The 17349-nt window shown below is 40.7% G+C and carries 17 protein-coding genes; 12 read left to right on the top strand and 5 right to left on the bottom strand.

Going from position 1 to position 17349, the window contains the following annotated elements:
• Positions 1-106: 106 nt before the first annotated feature.
• Entirely contained in the window at positions 107-1186 is a 1080-nt protein-coding gene (locus AC27IJ_RS05680; RefSeq protein ID WP_312441581.1) for a lactonase family protein, read from the bottom strand.
• 214 nt (positions 1187-1400) lie between these two features.
• Between AC27IJ_RS05680 and AC27IJ_RS05675 the strand changes: the two genes are divergently transcribed.
• Complete coding sequence (locus AC27IJ_RS05675; protein ID WP_312441582.1) at positions 1401-2504, top strand: cysteine desulfurase family protein; 1104 nt, start codon at positions 1401-1403, stop codon at positions 2502-2504.
• Between the two features lie 666 nt (positions 2505-3170).
• Here the strand turns inward: AC27IJ_RS05675 and AC27IJ_RS05670 are convergent.
• Together AC27IJ_RS05670 and AC27IJ_RS05665 are read right to left on the bottom strand one after the other, a co-directional pair.
• Entirely contained in the window at positions 3171-3569 is a 399-nt protein-coding gene (locus tag AC27IJ_RS05670) for a MerR family transcriptional regulator (protein ID WP_312441583.1), read from the bottom strand.
• A gap of 281 nt (positions 3570-3850) precedes the next feature.
• The gene (locus AC27IJ_RS05665; RefSeq protein ID WP_487147904.1) at positions 3851-4597 is read right to left on the bottom strand and encodes a helix-turn-helix domain-containing protein; all 747 of its coding nucleotides are present in this window, start codon (positions 4595-4597) and stop codon (positions 3851-3853) included.
• Positions 4598-4867: 270 nt separating this feature from the next.
• On the opposite strand from AC27IJ_RS05665, the gene AC27IJ_RS05660 reads away from it, so the two are divergent.
• From AC27IJ_RS05660 to AC27IJ_RS05650, 3 genes are all read left to right on the top strand, one after another.
• The gene (locus AC27IJ_RS05660; RefSeq protein ID WP_487147902.1) at positions 4868-5719 is read left to right on the top strand and encodes an aldo/keto reductase; all 852 of its coding nucleotides are present in this window, start codon (positions 4868-4870) and stop codon (positions 5717-5719) included.
• A gap of 42 nt (positions 5720-5761) precedes the next feature.
• Entirely contained in the window at positions 5762-6940 is a 1179-nt protein-coding gene (locus AC27IJ_RS05655; protein WP_487147900.1) for an iron-containing alcohol dehydrogenase, read from the top strand.
• Between the two features lie 102 nt (positions 6941-7042).
• Complete coding sequence (locus tag AC27IJ_RS05650) at positions 7043-7957, top strand: aldo/keto reductase (protein ID WP_487147897.1); 915 nt, start codon at positions 7043-7045, stop codon at positions 7955-7957.
• A gap of 95 nt (positions 7958-8052) precedes the next feature.
• Here AC27IJ_RS05650 and AC27IJ_RS05645 read toward each other — a convergent pair whose 3' ends face one another.
• Complete coding sequence (locus tag AC27IJ_RS05645; RefSeq protein ID WP_487147895.1) at positions 8053-8883, bottom strand: class I SAM-dependent methyltransferase; 831 nt, start codon at positions 8881-8883, stop codon at positions 8053-8055.
• A 510-nt stretch (positions 8884-9393) separates the two neighbouring features.
• On the opposite strand from AC27IJ_RS05645, the gene AC27IJ_RS05640 reads away from it, so the two are divergent.
• The gene (locus tag AC27IJ_RS05640; protein WP_487147893.1) at positions 9394-9942 is read left to right on the top strand and encodes a flavin reductase family protein; all 549 of its coding nucleotides are present in this window, start codon (positions 9394-9396) and stop codon (positions 9940-9942) included.
• Between the two features lie 131 nt (positions 9943-10073).
• Complete coding sequence (locus AC27IJ_RS05635) at positions 10074-10829, top strand: MerR family transcriptional regulator (protein WP_312501922.1); 756 nt, start codon at positions 10074-10076, stop codon at positions 10827-10829.
• A gap of 209 nt (positions 10830-11038) precedes the next feature.
• On the opposite strand, the gene pdxR is transcribed toward AC27IJ_RS05635, so the two are convergent.
• Positions 11039-12463, bottom strand: a complete 1425-nt coding sequence (gene pdxR / locus AC27IJ_RS05630; RefSeq protein WP_487147891.1) for a MocR-like pyridoxine biosynthesis transcription factor PdxR — start codon at positions 12461-12463, stop codon at positions 11039-11041.
• A gap of 129 nt (positions 12464-12592) precedes the next feature.
• On the opposite strand from pdxR, the gene AC27IJ_RS05625 reads away from it, so the two are divergent.
• From AC27IJ_RS05625 to AC27IJ_RS05600, 6 genes are all read left to right on the top strand, one after another.
• Positions 12593-13261: a phenylalanine--tRNA ligase beta subunit-related protein gene (locus tag AC27IJ_RS05625; protein WP_487147888.1), complete on the top strand. Its 669-nt coding sequence runs from the start codon at positions 12593-12595 to the stop codon at positions 13259-13261.
• Positions 13261-14169, top strand: a complete 909-nt coding sequence (locus AC27IJ_RS05620) for a DMT family transporter (protein WP_487147886.1) — start codon at positions 13261-13263, stop codon at positions 14167-14169. The genes AC27IJ_RS05625 and AC27IJ_RS05620 overlap by 1 nt, the downstream gene beginning before the upstream one ends.
• Before the next feature lie 260 nt (positions 14170-14429).
• On the top strand, positions 14430-14993 hold the full coding sequence (locus AC27IJ_RS05615; RefSeq protein ID WP_487147884.1) for a helix-turn-helix transcriptional regulator: 564 nt from the start codon (positions 14430-14432) through the stop codon (positions 14991-14993).
• 155 nt (positions 14994-15148) lie between these two features.
• Complete coding sequence (locus tag AC27IJ_RS05610; protein ID WP_313152286.1) at positions 15149-15628, top strand: flavodoxin family protein; 480 nt, start codon at positions 15149-15151, stop codon at positions 15626-15628.
• Between the two features lie 116 nt (positions 15629-15744).
• A complete protein-coding gene (locus AC27IJ_RS05605) occupies positions 15745-16347 on the top strand; it encodes a class I SAM-dependent methyltransferase (protein ID WP_312441602.1) in 603 nt (200 codons plus the stop codon).
• A gap of 427 nt (positions 16348-16774) precedes the next feature.
• On the top strand, positions 16775-17227 hold the full coding sequence (locus AC27IJ_RS05600; protein WP_312441603.1) for an N-acetyltransferase: 453 nt from the start codon (positions 16775-16777) through the stop codon (positions 17225-17227).
• The last annotated feature ends 122 nt before the right edge of the window (positions 17228-17349 follow it).

The following is a 17349-nucleotide window of genomic DNA, read 5'->3' as shown; positions in this document are numbered from 1 at the left end:
GAAACAGATTCAGGGATGATCGGCAAAGACACAGCCACCATTTGCCTGATAGAATTGTTTGAATGATATCAGGCCGAAGGTGGCTGGAAAGATTAATAAACAATTTTTAATATCTATTTGGGAAGCATAGGATTGCCAAACCTTGTGAACCCAAATTCGGTAGTTGAGTATCGAGGATAACCTGTGTCCGCATGAGTTTGCCATCCCGGTCAGTAAGGAAAACGCTGATGGAACCTTCATTTCCATTGAGTGCATATAAATTCCTGGAACAAACCCCGCTGTCAATTGGTGCGCCAGACCCATCTTTCGTACTGTAGATAATATTTGAAATCATCAAATGTCCATTGCAGTCAACTTCATACGTTGTTATCGTGTGGCTGCCGGCATTGGAAGTATAGGCAAATCGCCTGTTTTCAGATAGTGTGACCCAACAGGTAGCTGATTGGAAATTCAAAACGGACGGACTGATTACAGAAAGTGTTCCATTATGATTAACTTTGTAAGAAGATAATGCATTTATTCCAACCTCCGTAACCAGCAAGATTTCATTTGTATAGAAAACAGAGCCAAAAGGTCCGGAACCGCTGGAATTGCTGACCACAGGACCAGTGAGGGTTCCGTCTGGCTGAACGGTAAATACACTGATCAGGTTCGTATTCTGCTCGGAGACTGCTATTATGTTACCATTCTTATTAATGACAATGCAAGCTGGCCTGGCATTGTTTGAACTCAATGATTTAGCAGATCCTGTGATTTCGGTAAGCCTGCCGTTTTCGTCCACGTGAAAACCGGTAACATTGGATGCAATACTGCTCCCGTTTCCTGCATTTGCAACGTAAAGCAGATTACAGTGAGTCGCCAGGCTTATTGGAAGAAACCCGCCGGACTGCTTCACGTCTGCAAGAATCAGGGCTCCCGATCTGGCGATTTTGAAGCTGGAGATACTATTGCTGCCTGCGTTCACGACGAAAAGGAAATGTCCGTCGTCGGATAGTATGATTGAGCCCTGTGAACTAAGCGGATCAACAATTTGGGCTCCAGTACCCTGACCGCCTGTTTTGTAAGCCTTAACAAATGTAAAACTATCATTGAATTCCTGACGAATAGCTACAATTTCATTATAATCAGCGGCATTTGTCATAGCGTAAACCATGTACCCAACCTGACAATCTGTCATATCATACATTTATTTACCACTCCTTTATACGATTTATTATCAATAGGTATGTACGCGTTATGGTATTAGCGTCAATATCAATATATGTTATATTTACTAAAATGCTAAAATATCAAATATTATCCTTTAGCATGTAATAACTGGTTATTTTTTTCTATTATACTTATGGCGGCAATTTATCCGTTAACGACTACTCAATATTATCTATCTAAGGAGGATATTCATGATTTACCTGGACTATAATGCCACAACCCCTATCGACAAAAATGTGTACCATGCCATGCTTCCATATCTGGAGGCAGAATTTGGAAACCCATCCAACAGCTACGGATTGGGACAGCTTGCAAGACGTGCAGTTGAGAGTGCCAGAAAACAGGTTTCGGAATTAATCGGAGCCAAAAACAGCGAGATTTTATTCACAAGCTGCGGCAGTGAATCCAATAATGCTGTAATCAAAGGAGTAGCCTACACTTATAGAAACAAGGGGAAGCATATTATTACTTCCTGTATCGAGCACCCTTCCATTATGGAGCCACTCTCGTTTTTAAAGAAAAACGGTTATAGAGTTACGTATCTTCCGGTAAACCAGCAAGGCGCTGTTAGTCCGCAAGATTTAAAAGATGCCATCTGTGAGGAAACCATCCTGGTCAGCGTCATGCATTCCAATAATGAGGTGGGTACCTTGCAGCCAATCAGGGAGTTGGGGGAAATTTGCAGAGAACGGGACATTTTGTTTCACACAGATGCGTCTCAGTCCATTGGAAAGGTGGATATTAACGTATCCCAGTTACCAGTGGACTTTTTGACTATCGCCGGTCATAAGCTCTATGCTCCAAAAGGAATAGGAGCTTTATTTATTCGTGATGGTATTGAAATTGAATCATTTCTGCATGGCGCAGGCCAAGAGAATGGCAGGCGTGGGGGTACGGAAAATGTGCCTTATATCGTGGCTTTGGGAGAGGCAGCGGTACAGGCAAGGAAACATTTGGAGCAAAATGATTTGATGCCAATAAGAGATTATTTTTATAATCAGCTAAAGGAAGTGTTCGGCAGTAATATTCACCTCAACGGTGACCCGGTTCATCGTCTGCCTAATACTCTTAATATCAGTTTCGTGGGTGAAAATGGCGCTCAAATATTGGCGGCACTGCCTGAAATATGTGCCTCAACCGGCTCTGCTTGCCATTCTGGCTCAAAAACCATTTCTCCTGTTTTAGCTGCTATGGGTGTTGAAGAAGAAATTGCATTCGGTGCGATACGATTTAGTGTGGGCAGATATACCACAAAGCAAGAGATTGATCAAGCAATGAAATTGTTAAAAGGATAGCTCCTTTCCATTGCAGGCTGCTGAAAAACTTTATTTATTATGGACGGTAAACTTGAATTGATATGATACAAACCCAAGTAAGTATCTGACGTTTTTAAAAAAGAATTTGGGGAACTGCCGTCCGAGTTTAGAAAGATGTTGTCCAAATAGAGGGGATTTGGTCTTTTTAGAGTAGTGCAAAAAAATATAATACGATATACTGCCAACTGTGTGGGCAGATGATTTGAGAGCGCTGCAAGGCGCTCTTTTTTTAAGACTAAAGTTAGTTTTGGCTAACCAAATCAAAGGAGTGGAAGTGCATGAAACTGGAGGCTTTTGTTCTTTCACTTTCTTCCCCGCGCAGCGATAGGGTTGATCCCTAACTTTCTTCAAAGCGGATCTCCATTGCCCGTGCCATTTTGAAAGATGCTCCCATCATCATTTTGGATGAGGCTACTTCCAGTGTTGATCCGGAGAATGAGAGCCTGTTGATGAATGCAATTGCAGAAAGCTTTATGCCAAAAAAATAAAGAGGATAGCCATCACCGGGCGTAAAGCTGAGAATCTAAGGTGCTTATATACGATTCTAATTTATCTACAAGATTACAAGAGCCTGTCCCGTATATAAAAGGACAGGCTCTTGTAATAAAAATGTTATGGCTTTCGAAATTGAGCGGATCACTGCTCCTAGGTTTCTGAATTTTGATGGGATCCGCCATGGTTGTATTCATTATACTGCTTTGTATAATGGGCGATTTTATGAGATACCTTTTCAAGATGCTTGTTCATTTCCTGAATTTGAGCTTCCACATTCTTCTTATGTTCGATCAATATATCGCAACGCTGTTTGAGTGTCTCTCTGCCTTCTGCACTTAATTCCACAAATTCCTTGATTTGTTTTAAGGACATACCCGTGTTCTTAAGGCAGCAGATTAATCCCAGCCATTCTAAATCATCTTCGGTATAACTGCGGATGCCGCTTTTGCTCCTGTTGATATTGAACAGAAGACCTTCTTTTTCATAGAAACGCAGTACGTGTGCGCTTAGATTTGTGCGTTCCGATACCTGCTTGATTGTATAACCCATATAGATTTCCTCCCCTTGTAATGGAATTGTTTGTTGTTATTCAAACATGATAAAGTTTTTGCAAGTCGTAATATGATAAGTTAAAATCGTGATTTCCTGAAACGTTTGATTTTGCAGGATTAAATCAAAAAAAATAAGCATTAAGAATCGGACCCTCCTGCGCAGATCGATGTTTCTTGCCTCGAAGATCCCTAGATCAATATAGGAATACAGTGTTTTACGGCTGCAGGGAATTTCGTGTCCATGGTTCGCATAGATGTGTGCGATGGCCTGCCCTTGTTTCAGAAGCGGCCATAGGTACGGCCAATGCGAAATTCCCGTGCAGCAAGGCTGATTCTGGTTACTGATTTACGTTCCTTGCATTTAAAACGTACACGACGGCGCATATCTATATTTCGGGCTTCAAAGACTCCTTTATCAATATAGGTATAAAGTGTTCTGCGGGAACAGGGGATTTCATGTCCATGGGAAGCATAAATGTGTGCCATGGATTGTCCCTGCTTTAATAAAGGAGAAATGAGGCTATCAAGCATTGCAATATCAGCTTTAGATTGGTTGATACCATCTCTTGAAGAAACCAGGAGCTTATAGTAGGCCTCCTGTGCGTCTTGAGCGGAGTAGAACGCATGCTGCAAAATGCAGCGTTTTACTTTGGTGCATCCATTACATACATAAGGAGCGCTCACGAGCTTTTTACAGGTTTCGGGTAAATAGTCAGGGCAAGTATCAAAACAGTTTTTATGTTCTCTGTGAGGTTTGTAGCAGGATTTGCAAAGGTTCGGGCAGTCGTTGTCATCACAGAGGAAACGAATTTGGCAATCCTTTTTTCTGGTACAAGGAAGAGGTTTAAGAACCTCATTCCGTTTAGGGAAGAAACGGTTCCGCTTCACATCTTTGAGAATGGTAGAAGAATCCTTTTGAATACGCCTGGAAATGGAGGCGAAAGATTCGTTCTCATTTAACCCCTTTTCAATCCAAATACGCTGTGTCATGGTCAGGTGTTTCTGGTTATGTTTTTCCTTATTCATAAGATACCTCCTGCTAAATGAGGAAGGATCCACTGCAAAAACAGTATAGCAGAAAAGTTCGTGCAAGACTAACTTCATTGGAAAGGAATTTAGTCTTACATCATGAATTTAGTGTTGCAATCGTGAATTTAGTTTTTCATTTAACATACTTTAACATTTAACTAAGAATTTTTGCAATTTCATATTGACTTAGAGTTAAGATTAAGGTTTATGATACCAATATACAATCAAAATAACAGTTTGTCAAATTGCAGATTGGGGGAAAATATAGTGAAGACATTAACAGATTGTTATGAACTTTCAGGCGGTGTAAAAGTCCCATGCATTGGCTTCGGCACATGGCAGGCACAAAACGGAGATATAGCCGTCACATCGGTGAAAGAAGCTTTAAAATGCGGTTATCGTCATATTGATACCGCCGCAGGTTACGGGAATGAGGAAAGCGTCGGCATAGCTGTAAAGGAAAGTGGTATTGCCCGCGAGGATATTTTTATTACCAGCAAACTTCAAAATGATATGCATGGATATGAAAACACCATGGAAGCCTTTAAACAGACGATGAAAAATCTTGATATGGATTATCTGGATCTTTACCTGATTCACTGGCCTAACCCAATCAAGTACCGCAATCAGTGGCAGGAAGCCAATGCCGGCACCTGGAAAGCTTTTGAAGAGCTGCACAAAGCCGGTCTTATTCGCGCGATAGGTGTCAGCAATTTCCAACCTCATCATTTTGAGGCGCTTATGCAGACGGCAGCGATCCAGCCAATGGTCAATCAGATTCGGCTTTGTCCCGGCGATACACAGGATGAAGTTGTGGATTATTGCAGGACACATTCCATTCTTCTGGAAGCATATAGTCCCCTTGGCGTGGGCAAGATATTTGAAGTTCCACAAATGCAGTCGCTGGCACAAAAGTACGGAAAGTCCATTGCCCAGATTTGCGTGCGGTGGAGTTTAGAGCGCGGATACTTACCGCTGCCCAAATCCATCACTCCGGAGCGCATCCGGGAAAATGGCGATGTGTTTGATTTCCAGCTTACCCCTGAGGATGTGCAGGCAATTGCAGACTTAAAAGGCTGCTGCGGATATTCTGCTGATCCTGATACGATTACATGGTAAAACAAAAACATAAAATAACCCCAAAAGAAAGGATAAAAGATAATGCTCAATTTTGATTTTTATTCACCGGCACGTATACTATTTGGAAAAGATATGGAGAAACAGATTGGTGCGCTTTTAAAACCCCATGCAAGCAAGGTCCTGCTGCATTACGGCGGAGGCAGCATTAAAAAGAGCGGACTGTATGATACAGTGGTCACTTCACTGAAGGAGAGCGGACTCTCTTACGTAGAACTGGGCGGCGTGGTCCCCAATCCCCGCCTTTCACTGGTACATGAAGGAATTGCCCTGTGTAAAGAAGAGAAGGTGGATTTAATCCTGGCTGTGGGCGGAGGAAGTGCGATTGATTCTGCCAAGGCCATAGCAATGGGTGTATATTATGATGGTGATGTCTGGGAGATTTATGAACAGGGCAAAGCAATTGAAAAAGCGTTGCCGGTAGCTACGATTCTTACCATTCCTGCTGCTGGAAGCGAAGCAAGCGGCGATACCGTCATCACCAATGAGGAAAAACAACTGAAGTACGGTTATGGCAGCCCGCACCTGCGGCCATTGCTCAGCGTTATGAATCCGGAATTGTTCTATACCCTGCCAAAGAATCAGATTGCCAACGGTGTGGCTGATATGATGAGCCATGTATTTGAACGCTATTTCACCAACACGGTGCATACCGATCTGACGGACGGCTTGTGCGAAACGGTGCTAAAGACCATCATAAAGAACGCCCCGCTTGTCCTTGAAAATCCTCAGAACTACAATGCCTGGTGCGAGGTAGGTTTTGGAGGCACAGTTGCCCATAACGGTTTAGTGGGTATGGGCCGTGAGCAGGACTGGGCTTGTCATGGTATGGAGCATGAACTCAGCGCCATCTATGACGTGGCACACGGAGCAGGCCTGGCTGTGCTGACGCCTGCGTGGATGCAGTATGTGTACAAGGATAATGTCAACATGTTTGTACAGTTTGCGGTCAATGTCATGGGTGTAAAAGGCAGCTATCGCGATCCGGATGCAATGATTCAGGAAGCCATTTTGCGCCTGAGGGAATTTTTCAACAAGATGGGGCTTACTGCAACTCTTGGAGAACTTGGCATCGACGCCAGCAATCTTGAATTAATGGCTAAAAAGGCGACAGGTGCCGAATTTGGGAATGAGGAGCCTATTGGCGGTCTGAAAAAGCTGTACTGGCAGGATGTGCTGGAGATTTACAAGCTGGCACAATAGAAAAAGGTCTGAAATTCTATGCCGAGGACCTGGGAGGAGAGCTCGTGAACGGTCTTTACGAAGAGGTCATCGGTTATAAATCTGTTAAGGAGGTTCAATGTCATGAGAACAGTTAAGTTAGGGAATTTGCAGGTACCGGCGATTGCAGTCGGCTGCATGCGCATCAATAAACTGGATAAGTCTGAAGCGGAGCATTTCGTACAGGCAGCACTGGATATAGGTACTAATTTTTTTGACCATGCGGATATATATGGCGGAGGCGTATGTGAGGAGATATTTGCAGATGCGGTACATATGGATGCTACCGTTCGTGAAAAGATGTTTTTGCAATCCAAATGCGGTATCCGTCCGGGTATTGCTTTCGATTTCTCCAAAAAGCATATTTTAGAAGCAGTGGACGGCAGCTTAAAAAGGTTGAAAACGGATTATCTGGATGCATTATTGCTGCATCGTCCGGATGCGTTGATGGAGCCGGAAGAGGTTGCCGAGGCGTTTGACATCTTACAAAGTGCAGGTAAGGTACGCAATTTTGGCGTTTCCAATCAAAACCCCATGCAGATACAGTTGCTGAAGAAGTTTGTTAAACAGCCGGTTGTTGCTAATCAGCTGCAGTTAAGCATTACAAATGCCAACATGATCTCCCAGGGCCTTCATGTCAATATGCTTGATGAAGCGGCAGTAAACCGGGATGGCAGTGTAATTGATTTCTGCCGCTTAAATGACATCACCATTCAGCCATGGTCTCCTTTCCAGTACGGATTTTTTGAAGGTGTATTCCTGGGCAATGAAAAGTTCCCAAAACTCAATGCCAAAATTGATGAAATTTCCGCCAAATATGAAGTTAGCAATACGACCATTGCTATGGCATGGCTGCTGCGCCATCCAGCCCATATGCAGCCTGTGACCGGGACTATGAATGTGGAGCGTCTGAAGGATTGTGCCAAAGCCGCCGATATTAAGCTGACCCGGGAGGATTGGTACGAGATTTACCTTAGCGCCGGGAATATTTTACCGTAAGCAAAAAGATGCACATATATGGCGGTTATCTTCAAACCGCCATTCATAAATCACCCTGCCGAATTACAGTTTTTTATTCGGCAGGGTAATTTAATTTATTTTTCCAGCAGTATAGAAATAGTTGTATTATCTGTACGATAAGTGCTGCCTGCAATATCTCCAAACACTTCGCATACTTTGAAACCCACATCAATTGATTCTTTAATCAACATTTCTTTGGTAAAACAGGTATTCCATAAATAGTAAGAGATAGCCCCTGTATCATAAACAATAGAAGTTTGTTCTAATGTTACATTATCTGGATACCTATAGCATCCGTTAAATGCAATATATTTTTCTTTGCGCCAAAATCCCCCATTTTGATAAATCTCCCATGTTTGTTTTTCTTCAAAATCGTAATACTTAGCCATTGAAAAAACATCCAATAAGAACCTTCCCCCAGGCTTTAGATGACGATATACCGCAGTCATTACTATTTGCCTATCTGCTGCAGACAGCGCACCGTAGTCACAATAAATCATTGTTGAAAAATCATATTTACTATTCAAAATCATATTCAAATAATTCTGATGCAAGTAGCAAATATCTAAATTTCTTTTTTTCGCAGACTCTATGGCGTAGTTTATAGATCGTTTGGAAAAATCAATTCCCGTTACCTGATAGCCCGTTTGCGTAAATCTTTCCGCATATATTCCAGGCCCGCAGCCAATGTCAAGAAGCTGCTTATATCTTGATGGTGGTGCAATCTCTTTTATCCAGATAGCAGATTCATCTATGAATGCTAACTTTCTGCTTGCACCTTCAAAGTCAGGATCTAGATGGGCTTTGAGCATCTGCTTGGATATATGCTCATCATCCCAAAATGGAACTGCTGTTTTGGTGTATAGTGGCGGCCTTTCTAAAATTGGAATTAAGCTTTTAAACATAATGTTTTCTCCTTTCGAAATTGAATAACAAAAAAGCCGTAGATTTTACTCTACGACTAATCTTCTTAATATAAAATAGAAGTTAAGAGTAAAATAAAATCAAATATCAGGCACAAAAACAAAACTGTGTAAACAGCTCGTTCTTAAACCTATTAAATTGATTTTATCTGCTCTTTTCCAGTTATATCCATGCCACCGATTATATGGAATCAGATATGCCGGACTTCCATCACCTTTTCTGTTAAATTTTATGTATATATTTTATAGTACATAGCCTGCTTTGTCAACAGTGTCTGTCAGACACACGGGATGATCATTCATAAATAGGATATGAACCATTGAGGGTATAATAATCATGACATGAGGTATCAAACAAAAAAGAGTATGCCCATGGGGCGCACTCTATCTATATGATAATCTATCGGAAAGAAAAAGTCTATATATTTCTAAAATTTTATTATATAATTTTCACTGTTGCAACAAATATAAAAGATTGATAGGAGAATGAAAATGACAAAAACAAAGATAGCAAATATCCCTTATGGACCGTATGTTACTGTTTTAGCAGGGGCTTCTGTTAAAGGGAAGCCAAACTATGCCGCAATTGGAGCGTATGGAGTTGTAAGTCAGAAGCCTGTACTTTATATTTCGCTTAAAAATTCCCATTACACAACAGCCGGAGTTATAGAAAATGGATACTTCTCTGTAAACATCCCCTCTTCCGATGATATAGAAAAAACGGATTATTGCGGGACTGCAACGGGCAATAAAACAGATAAATCAAACATTTTTGAATCATTTTACGATAATGCAGGAAATGCACCCATGATAAAGGAGTGCCCGGTAAATTATCTTTGTAAAGTAATTGAAACGATTCCAATCTTTGATTTTACAATGTTTCTTGGAGAAATTGTTGCTGCATATGCGAATGAAGATTGTCTGGAAAATGGTAAACCAAATGCTTTAAAGGTCAACCCTACAATCATGATGGATTCCGGTTATTTTGATCTAAAGAGCAGAGTGGGTTCAATATTTCAAACATGCAGCGGGAATCGTTAGAACCTAAAAGCAGAATAGATATTGCCTGAACTGGATGAAGAGAATTCTAACATCAGGATAAATCTTTCTTAAAACGGTTGACATTGACGCTGCGTAATAGTTTATAGTGGTTTTAGCAAGGGGGTGAAAAGATGGAATACACCATTAATAAGCTGGCGAAACTGGCGGGTGTCAGTACAAGAACACTGCGGTACTACGATGAGTTGGGATTGCTGTCGCCCGCCCGGGTCAGCTCCAATGGGTACCGGATTTACGGACAAAAGGAGATCGATCGGCTGCAGCAAATCCTTTTTTACCGTGAACTGGGCGTATCGCTGGAAGAGATCCGAAATATTCTTGCTTCAAAGGACTTTGACGGACTTTCTGCGTTGGAGAGCCATTTGACTGCCCTGCTTGCCAGGCGAGAGCAATTGAATTTGCTGGTCGCCAATGTCGAGAAGACCATTAAGACCATGAAAGGAGAAATGATAATGAGTGACCAGGAGAAGTTTGAAGGATTCCTTCAAAAGCTGGTAGACCATAACGAGCGTAAATATGGAGAGGAGGCCAGGGCAAAATACGGAGATGAACACGTCAACCGCTCCAATACCAAGGTTTTAAACATGAGCAAGGAGCAGTATATTGAATTGGAAAAACTGACTGCGGATTTGGATGAAACATTAAAGGCAGCCTTTGAGCAAGGCGACCCGGCCAGTGAACTGGCGCAAAAAGCCTGCGAGCTGCATAAAAAATGGCTCTGCTTTTATTGGGACGATTACAGCAAAGAAGCCCATAAAGGCGTGACGCAGATGTATGTGGATGATCCCCGTTTTACTGCTTATTACGATAAAATCGTACCTGGCTGCGCGGCGTTTCTGCGGGATGCGGTAGCGATATACTGTAAATAGTTTATATGACGCACGAAGGATGCAAAGCCCACTTGCTGAAAAGCAGGTGGGCTTTTTCGCTGGATTTGCGGGGACAGATTCAAAAGTGGTTACCCCTTATTTCCGTGGCATTGCTTCCAATAGGATATCCTGCTGAAGGTTCAACACCTGGCTTTAGCCATGATCAGCGACTTGATATCGCTTTCCTATACTTGTTACGAAACTTAATTCTATCGTTCTTCTGTAGTAGAGTATGAACGAATCACATTGCTGAGGATACGGAGGCCTTCTGTTATTTTAGATAAAGTTAAATGTGAATACCCCATGAGAATTTCCTGTCTGTGCTCCCCGTTTCTTTCGAGCAAATAGTTCTCAATTGGATATACGTGAACACCTTGTCGAGTGATTTCCTTCAACAATTGTTTAGAAAAGGTTACATTGTGAAACCGGATCACCATATGCAGGCCTGATGCCTGCCCAAGAATCTCAAATTCATCAGGGAATTGTTCCGTTAATTCGCGGAGCATATGATTTCGGTTTTGGCTGTAATGTTTCTTCATCTTCCAGATATGCTTATCCAAACGGCCTCTGTGAATGAATTCTGCCATTGCATTTTGTGTAAGAGCGTCTGTGTGCACATCAGAATAGACTTTCAGTGTTTTGCAGCCAGTTAATAATTTATCTGGCAAAATTATAAAGCCCAGCCGGATTGCTGGGGCCAATATTTTACTAAAAGAGCCAATATAAATCACTCGATCCGGGTTTAACTCATAAAGGGAACTGACAGGCTGTCCCTCATATCGATACTCACTGTCGTAGTCATCCTCAACGATATAGCAATTATTTTCTTCCGCGTACTGGATTAAGGAAAGTCGTCTTTGAATTGATAATATTCCGCCTAATGGATACTGATGCGACGGAGTCGTATAGAAAAATGAAATATCATTGGCGGGTTTGAGAGCATCTGTATTTAGTCCTCGATTATCTGCAGAGATTGCTTCAATCATACAGCCCGCGGAAGTAATGACTTTACGCAGACCCGGATGCGACGGATTTTCTACGATGACTTTTTTATTATGTTCATTCAAAAGATTAGCAATCAGTGACAGTCCTTGTGTTGAACCGGAAGTTATGATCATGCGTTCTGGACTACATGATATTCCCCGCGAACGAAGCAAATACCTTGCAATTTCTTCTCGCAGCTTCCATACGCCGGATGCATCACAATATCCATAGGCTGTAACTGGCAGGTTGCTGCATACTTCCTGATATATCCGCGCCCATTCCTTTTGTGGGAAAAATTCCAACGCCGGAATGCCAGAGCGAAAATCAATGATATTATCGTTATCGTCATCTTTTCGTCTGGCATTTTTTTGCTTCTCGTATACGTTGCGGACGGGAAGTTTTAACTCTTGAAGTCCTTTCGTAACAATTGTTCCAGAACCTTGATACGCTTCCAGATAGCCCTCAGCAATCATTTGATTATATACATCAAGAACCGTATTTCTTGACACTCCTAATTCCTTAGAGAGTGTACGAGTGGAGGGGAGCTTTTGGCCAGAAACAAGTGAGCCGTCAGAAATCATTTCCCTGATCTTGTCATAGATTTGCCGGATAAGAGGGAGTTCACTTTCTCTTTCAATCGTAATCCACATAATTTTATTTCCTTTCAAAAGTGGTTCTATAAAAATATAATAAAAGTGGAACTATTTAAACCACTTATAAGATGATAAAATTATAGCATAATTTATTATAATATCAAATTAGAATTGAGGAAGATAAAAATGATTAAAATTTCACCTACTGTAAAAGAAATATACCCCGATGCCATGTTTGGCATTATGACTGCGAATATGTCTAATGCTTCGGCCTCAAGATCACAAATGGATACATTGAAAAAAGTTGAAATTGACCGGATTAAAACTAAATACAAAGAATACGATCGAAAAGTTATTATCAACTCAGAGCCAATATGCCATTATGTTACCCACTATAAAAAATTCAAAAAGACCTATCCTGTACTTTTGCAATTAGAGTCAATTTTATTAAAAGATAAGGGGATTCCGAGCGTTGGTATTTCGGTAGAAGCCATGTTTCTTGCGGAAGTAAAGAATCTGCTTTTGACTGGTGGCCATGATTTAAATCAAATAGGTGGATACTTAACATTGGATATTGCAGTTGGTGGAGAGAATTACCTAAGTATTTCCGGCAAACAGCAGCAGCTCACGAAAGGTGACCTATATTTATCGGATGATAGAGGTATTTTGTCAAGCGTTTTGAATGGTCCGGATTATCGTACCCGGATTACTGACACCACCCAAAATGTGCTTTATTTTGTCTATGGTGTTGATGGCATTACCGGGGAACAGATACGCAAACACCTTGAAAATATCCAATATTATCTATTGACAGCTAGCCCTAATGTAAATATACAAACGGTTGAGGTTTTCTAATGGAATCCAATATGCATACATATCGAGTTTCATATTTATATCTTGCGAATGCTATGTTAATTGCGGGAAGCGCTGTGGTGGTCAGCAAAATCATGGTAGGTTCTTTACCAATGTTTTTAGCGACGGAGCTCGGAATTATAGTCGGAATGATGTGCCTGATTCCACTGGTATTCTTTATAAAAAAAGAAGCGATCCAAACAGATCTGAAAACAAATGCTATACTTTTATTACAAGCTCTTTTCGGTGTGTTTTTCTACCGCATTTTTACCTTTTGGGGATTGCAATATACCACAGCCGCCAATAGCGGATTAATCACAAGTTCTTCTCCTGTTATTGTCGCATTGCTGGCATTTTTCTTTCTTAAAGAAAGATTATCGAGACAGCGGATACTTGGTATTTTCTTTGTTGTCATTGGACTGTTCATAATTAATTTGTATCCTTTTTTCAACGGTGAAACGGATGGTTCTACTTCAATCAAAGGGAATGTGTTGATCTTGCTTGCAGCATTTTGCGAAGCTTTGTTTTCCATTATGAGTAAAGTTGCCTGCAAACCAGTATCTGCTTTGTACCGTACAGCAATAATCACGTTTTATGCTTTTCTCTTACTTCTTCCATTTTCAATTTATGATGGACTATATTATGACTGGACACGAATAAATAGTTCTTCCATATTCTGTGTGTTTTATTATGGAGTTTTCGTTTCATTTCTCTCCTATGTGTTATGGTTTAAGGGGATTGAAAGAGTTCAGGCCAGTAGCTCTGCGGTTTTTACCAGCATTGTTCCGGTCAGCAGCATTATACTTTCTGCATTGGTATTGAATGACTCCATTCTATTTGTACACATCATTGGATTAATCTGTATTATTAGCGGGATTTTTGTATCTGCTTACACTCATACTCCAACCTAAGCGTTGGCCTATGCAAGGTATACATTCTAAGTGCGCTCTGGCAACTGAGACTCCTTTTTCCCTTTCCACTTATATCTGGCCCAAAGAGAATATAACTTAATCCGAATCATTGCATAGAGCATCACTATAAGTTCAAGTGGGATAAGCATATTTTCTGGGCTATTGCAAAAGAGTTTATGAATTTTAGCAATCAGAAAGTCTTGACAGAATATATCATAATGATATATTATTATGATATGTAGCGTATAGAAGGTGCACAGATGAAAGAAAATACAGGAAAATCAAAATATGTAATGCTGGGAATGCTTGCCCGCATGCCGCAGACCGGTTATACCATAAAAAAATGGATAGAGAACGAATACAGCCATTTTTGGCAGGAGAGTTACGGCCAGATATATCCGACTCTCAAAAAACTGGTGACCGAGGGGCTTGCCGTCACCTCCAATCATACGCAGACCGGGAATGGGCGCGGACAGATCGTATACATCATCACCGATGCAGGCAGGAAAGAGCTTTCAGACTGGCTGCGGGAGGAACCTGAGATCGAGAAGATAAGGTACGAACTATTGCTCAAAGTCTCCTTTGGCGAGAACACGGAGCCGGAGGTTTTACTTGGCCATTTGGACGATTTTTACAGAAGGAACGATAAGCTGGTCAAAGATATGAACTGCTATATTGAGCTTTGCGGGCAGTTAAAGGAACAAGATATTGACTGCTCTTACAGTCAGCTGACCGCACTCTGCGGCGTTTATATTTATTCTGCGATGAGGGATTGGGCTGTTGAGGCTAAGAATATTATTATTAAGAAAGAAGATGATAAATAACAGGATAATTTTACTTGAAATGTACCCATTAACCCTATAGATGAGTTAAGGAGGAGAGGAATCCCTCATGAAGTTGCCCATTCATCTATATCACAAAAAATAAGCCTATAACCAATTTTTCCCGGCTATAAACTTATTATATGAGGAGAATAGCTATGAGCACTCTGGTTGTATATTTTTCGTTTACTGGCAGCACGAAATTCGTTGCAGAAAAGATTGCAGAAACAATAGGCGCCGATATTACGGAGTTAAAAACAAGCAAGAACTATCCAACAGAAGGATTTCGGAAGTACTTTTGGGGAGGAAAGAGCGTTATCTTTGGTGACGAGCCAAAGTTGATAAACGATCCCATTGATTTGAACAAGTATGAAACTATAATAATCGGAACACCCATCTGGGCCGGGTCATTTACGCCACCAATTAAAAGTTTTATCAGCCAAAATAAAATCCAAGGCAAACGGATTGCGCTGTTTGCCAGCCATGCAGGAGGCGGAGCCCAAAAGTGCTTTACAAAACTAAAAAAAGAGCTTACCGGGAATGAATTCCTCTGTGAAATAGATTTTGTAGAGCCTAAAAAAAGCTTAGAGGAAAATTTATCTAAAGCTGTCAGCTGGGCCAAGGGCCTGGCTATCTGATAAATAACACACGATTGACTGCCATAAGGCTGCCGCCGTCTGTTATTCATTAAAGATGGCTGGAGATAAGGCTGGATCACATCGGATTTTTAATAAGGTAGATTGGAGATGCAATAATGGGGAATACGGATAAGTTTGAAATGATAGCTGATATATATGACACTCCGGAAAGAATCCAGATTGCAAGGGTATCATCAAATGCCATTCGTGAATACTTGGTTGATGCTAAAAGTAAGAGTGCCATTGATTTTGGGTGTGGAACCGGCCTTGTTGGAATGAATTTGATAAGCGATTTTAATTCTATGCTTTTTCTGGACACATCACAAAACATGATTCATCAAATAGAGCAAAAAATTTCAAGTTCTAATATACAGAATGCAGCTACATTGTGTTTTGACTTTGAAAAAGACAGCCTTTCAGATTTACATGCGGACTATATTTTTATGGCTCAGGTGTTACTCCATATCAAAGACATTGAATTACTTTTATCAAGATTATATGAGATTTTAGAAGAAAATGGACATTTACTAATCATAGATTTTGATAAAAATGAAAAAATAGCTTCAGATATGGTTCATAATGGTTTTGATCAGACAGAATTAAAGGAAGTCATGACAAAAATAGGATACAGGAATATTAAGTCCAAAACAATTTATACAGGAAGTAAAATATTCATGGGGCATGATGCATCTTTGTTTGTTCTTGATTCTCAGAAATAGAGTCGGAAGTAAAAAAACATCTTGCAAAGTTTAGAGAAATTCGTTATGATAATTTTAATGATACAAAGGGAGGTGGCTTGATGTCGTCTATTCGTTAAGATAATGAACAATAAAATTTAGCTCTCATATCACGAGGGGTTTTTTGTTGTACTTATTTTGCGGATATATGAAGCTCAGGCTGCCTGTAATTTGATTAAAAAAATTATAGGTTTTATTTACGCAGGCAATGCGTCTGGTGAACATAAATGGATGTTCGCCTGGTGACTGCCGCAATTCCGTGAGAAACCAGCAAAGCGTGTTTTTTACGCTAGTTTGCAATAAGTAAGCAGATAGCTCTAAGTGACAGAGTTATCTGCTTTTTTATTGTCCAGAATATCATATAATGGAATTAAATTATTTTGCTCAAAAGGAGAAAACATATTTTATTATGATCAGAGATTTTAAAGAAACCGATATCAAACAAATTATGAAGATATGGCTTGATACGAATATCATGGCGCATCATTTTATTGACGGCAGCTATTGGTTAAAAAGCTATGCCGCAGTTGAAAAAATACTGCCCCAGGCAACAGTTTATGTGTATGATTCCAATGGTCAGATCCTAGGATTCCTTGGACTGAACGGAGATTACATTGAGGGAATTTTTGTAGATGCAGAATATCAATCCAAAGGAATCGGAAGAGAACTGCTTTGTTATGCCAAAGAGAGGCATGACAAACTTCTTTTAAATGTTTATAAACGAAATGAGAGGGCAGCAGCATTCTATACGAGAGAGGGCTTTACGGTTTTGACGGAACAGATTGAGGAGGAAACAAAAGAAAGCGAGCTCACGATGGTATGGAAGCCGCATGAAGCAGAAATTTGTACCGCTTATAAATAACCTTTACGAGAGGAGGAAACATTTTATGATATTTAGCTCGGTTCGTTATGCATAGCAAAGGCTATCGCATGGCATCAGAAAATTGATACTTGTATAGCCTTTGCTCATTCCTGAAAACACAG

The organism is Lacrimispora sp. YZC11 (genome assembly GCF_057543815.1).
Note: the sequence above shows the minus strand (reverse complement) of the source record. Positions and strands in the feature narration are given on the sequence as shown.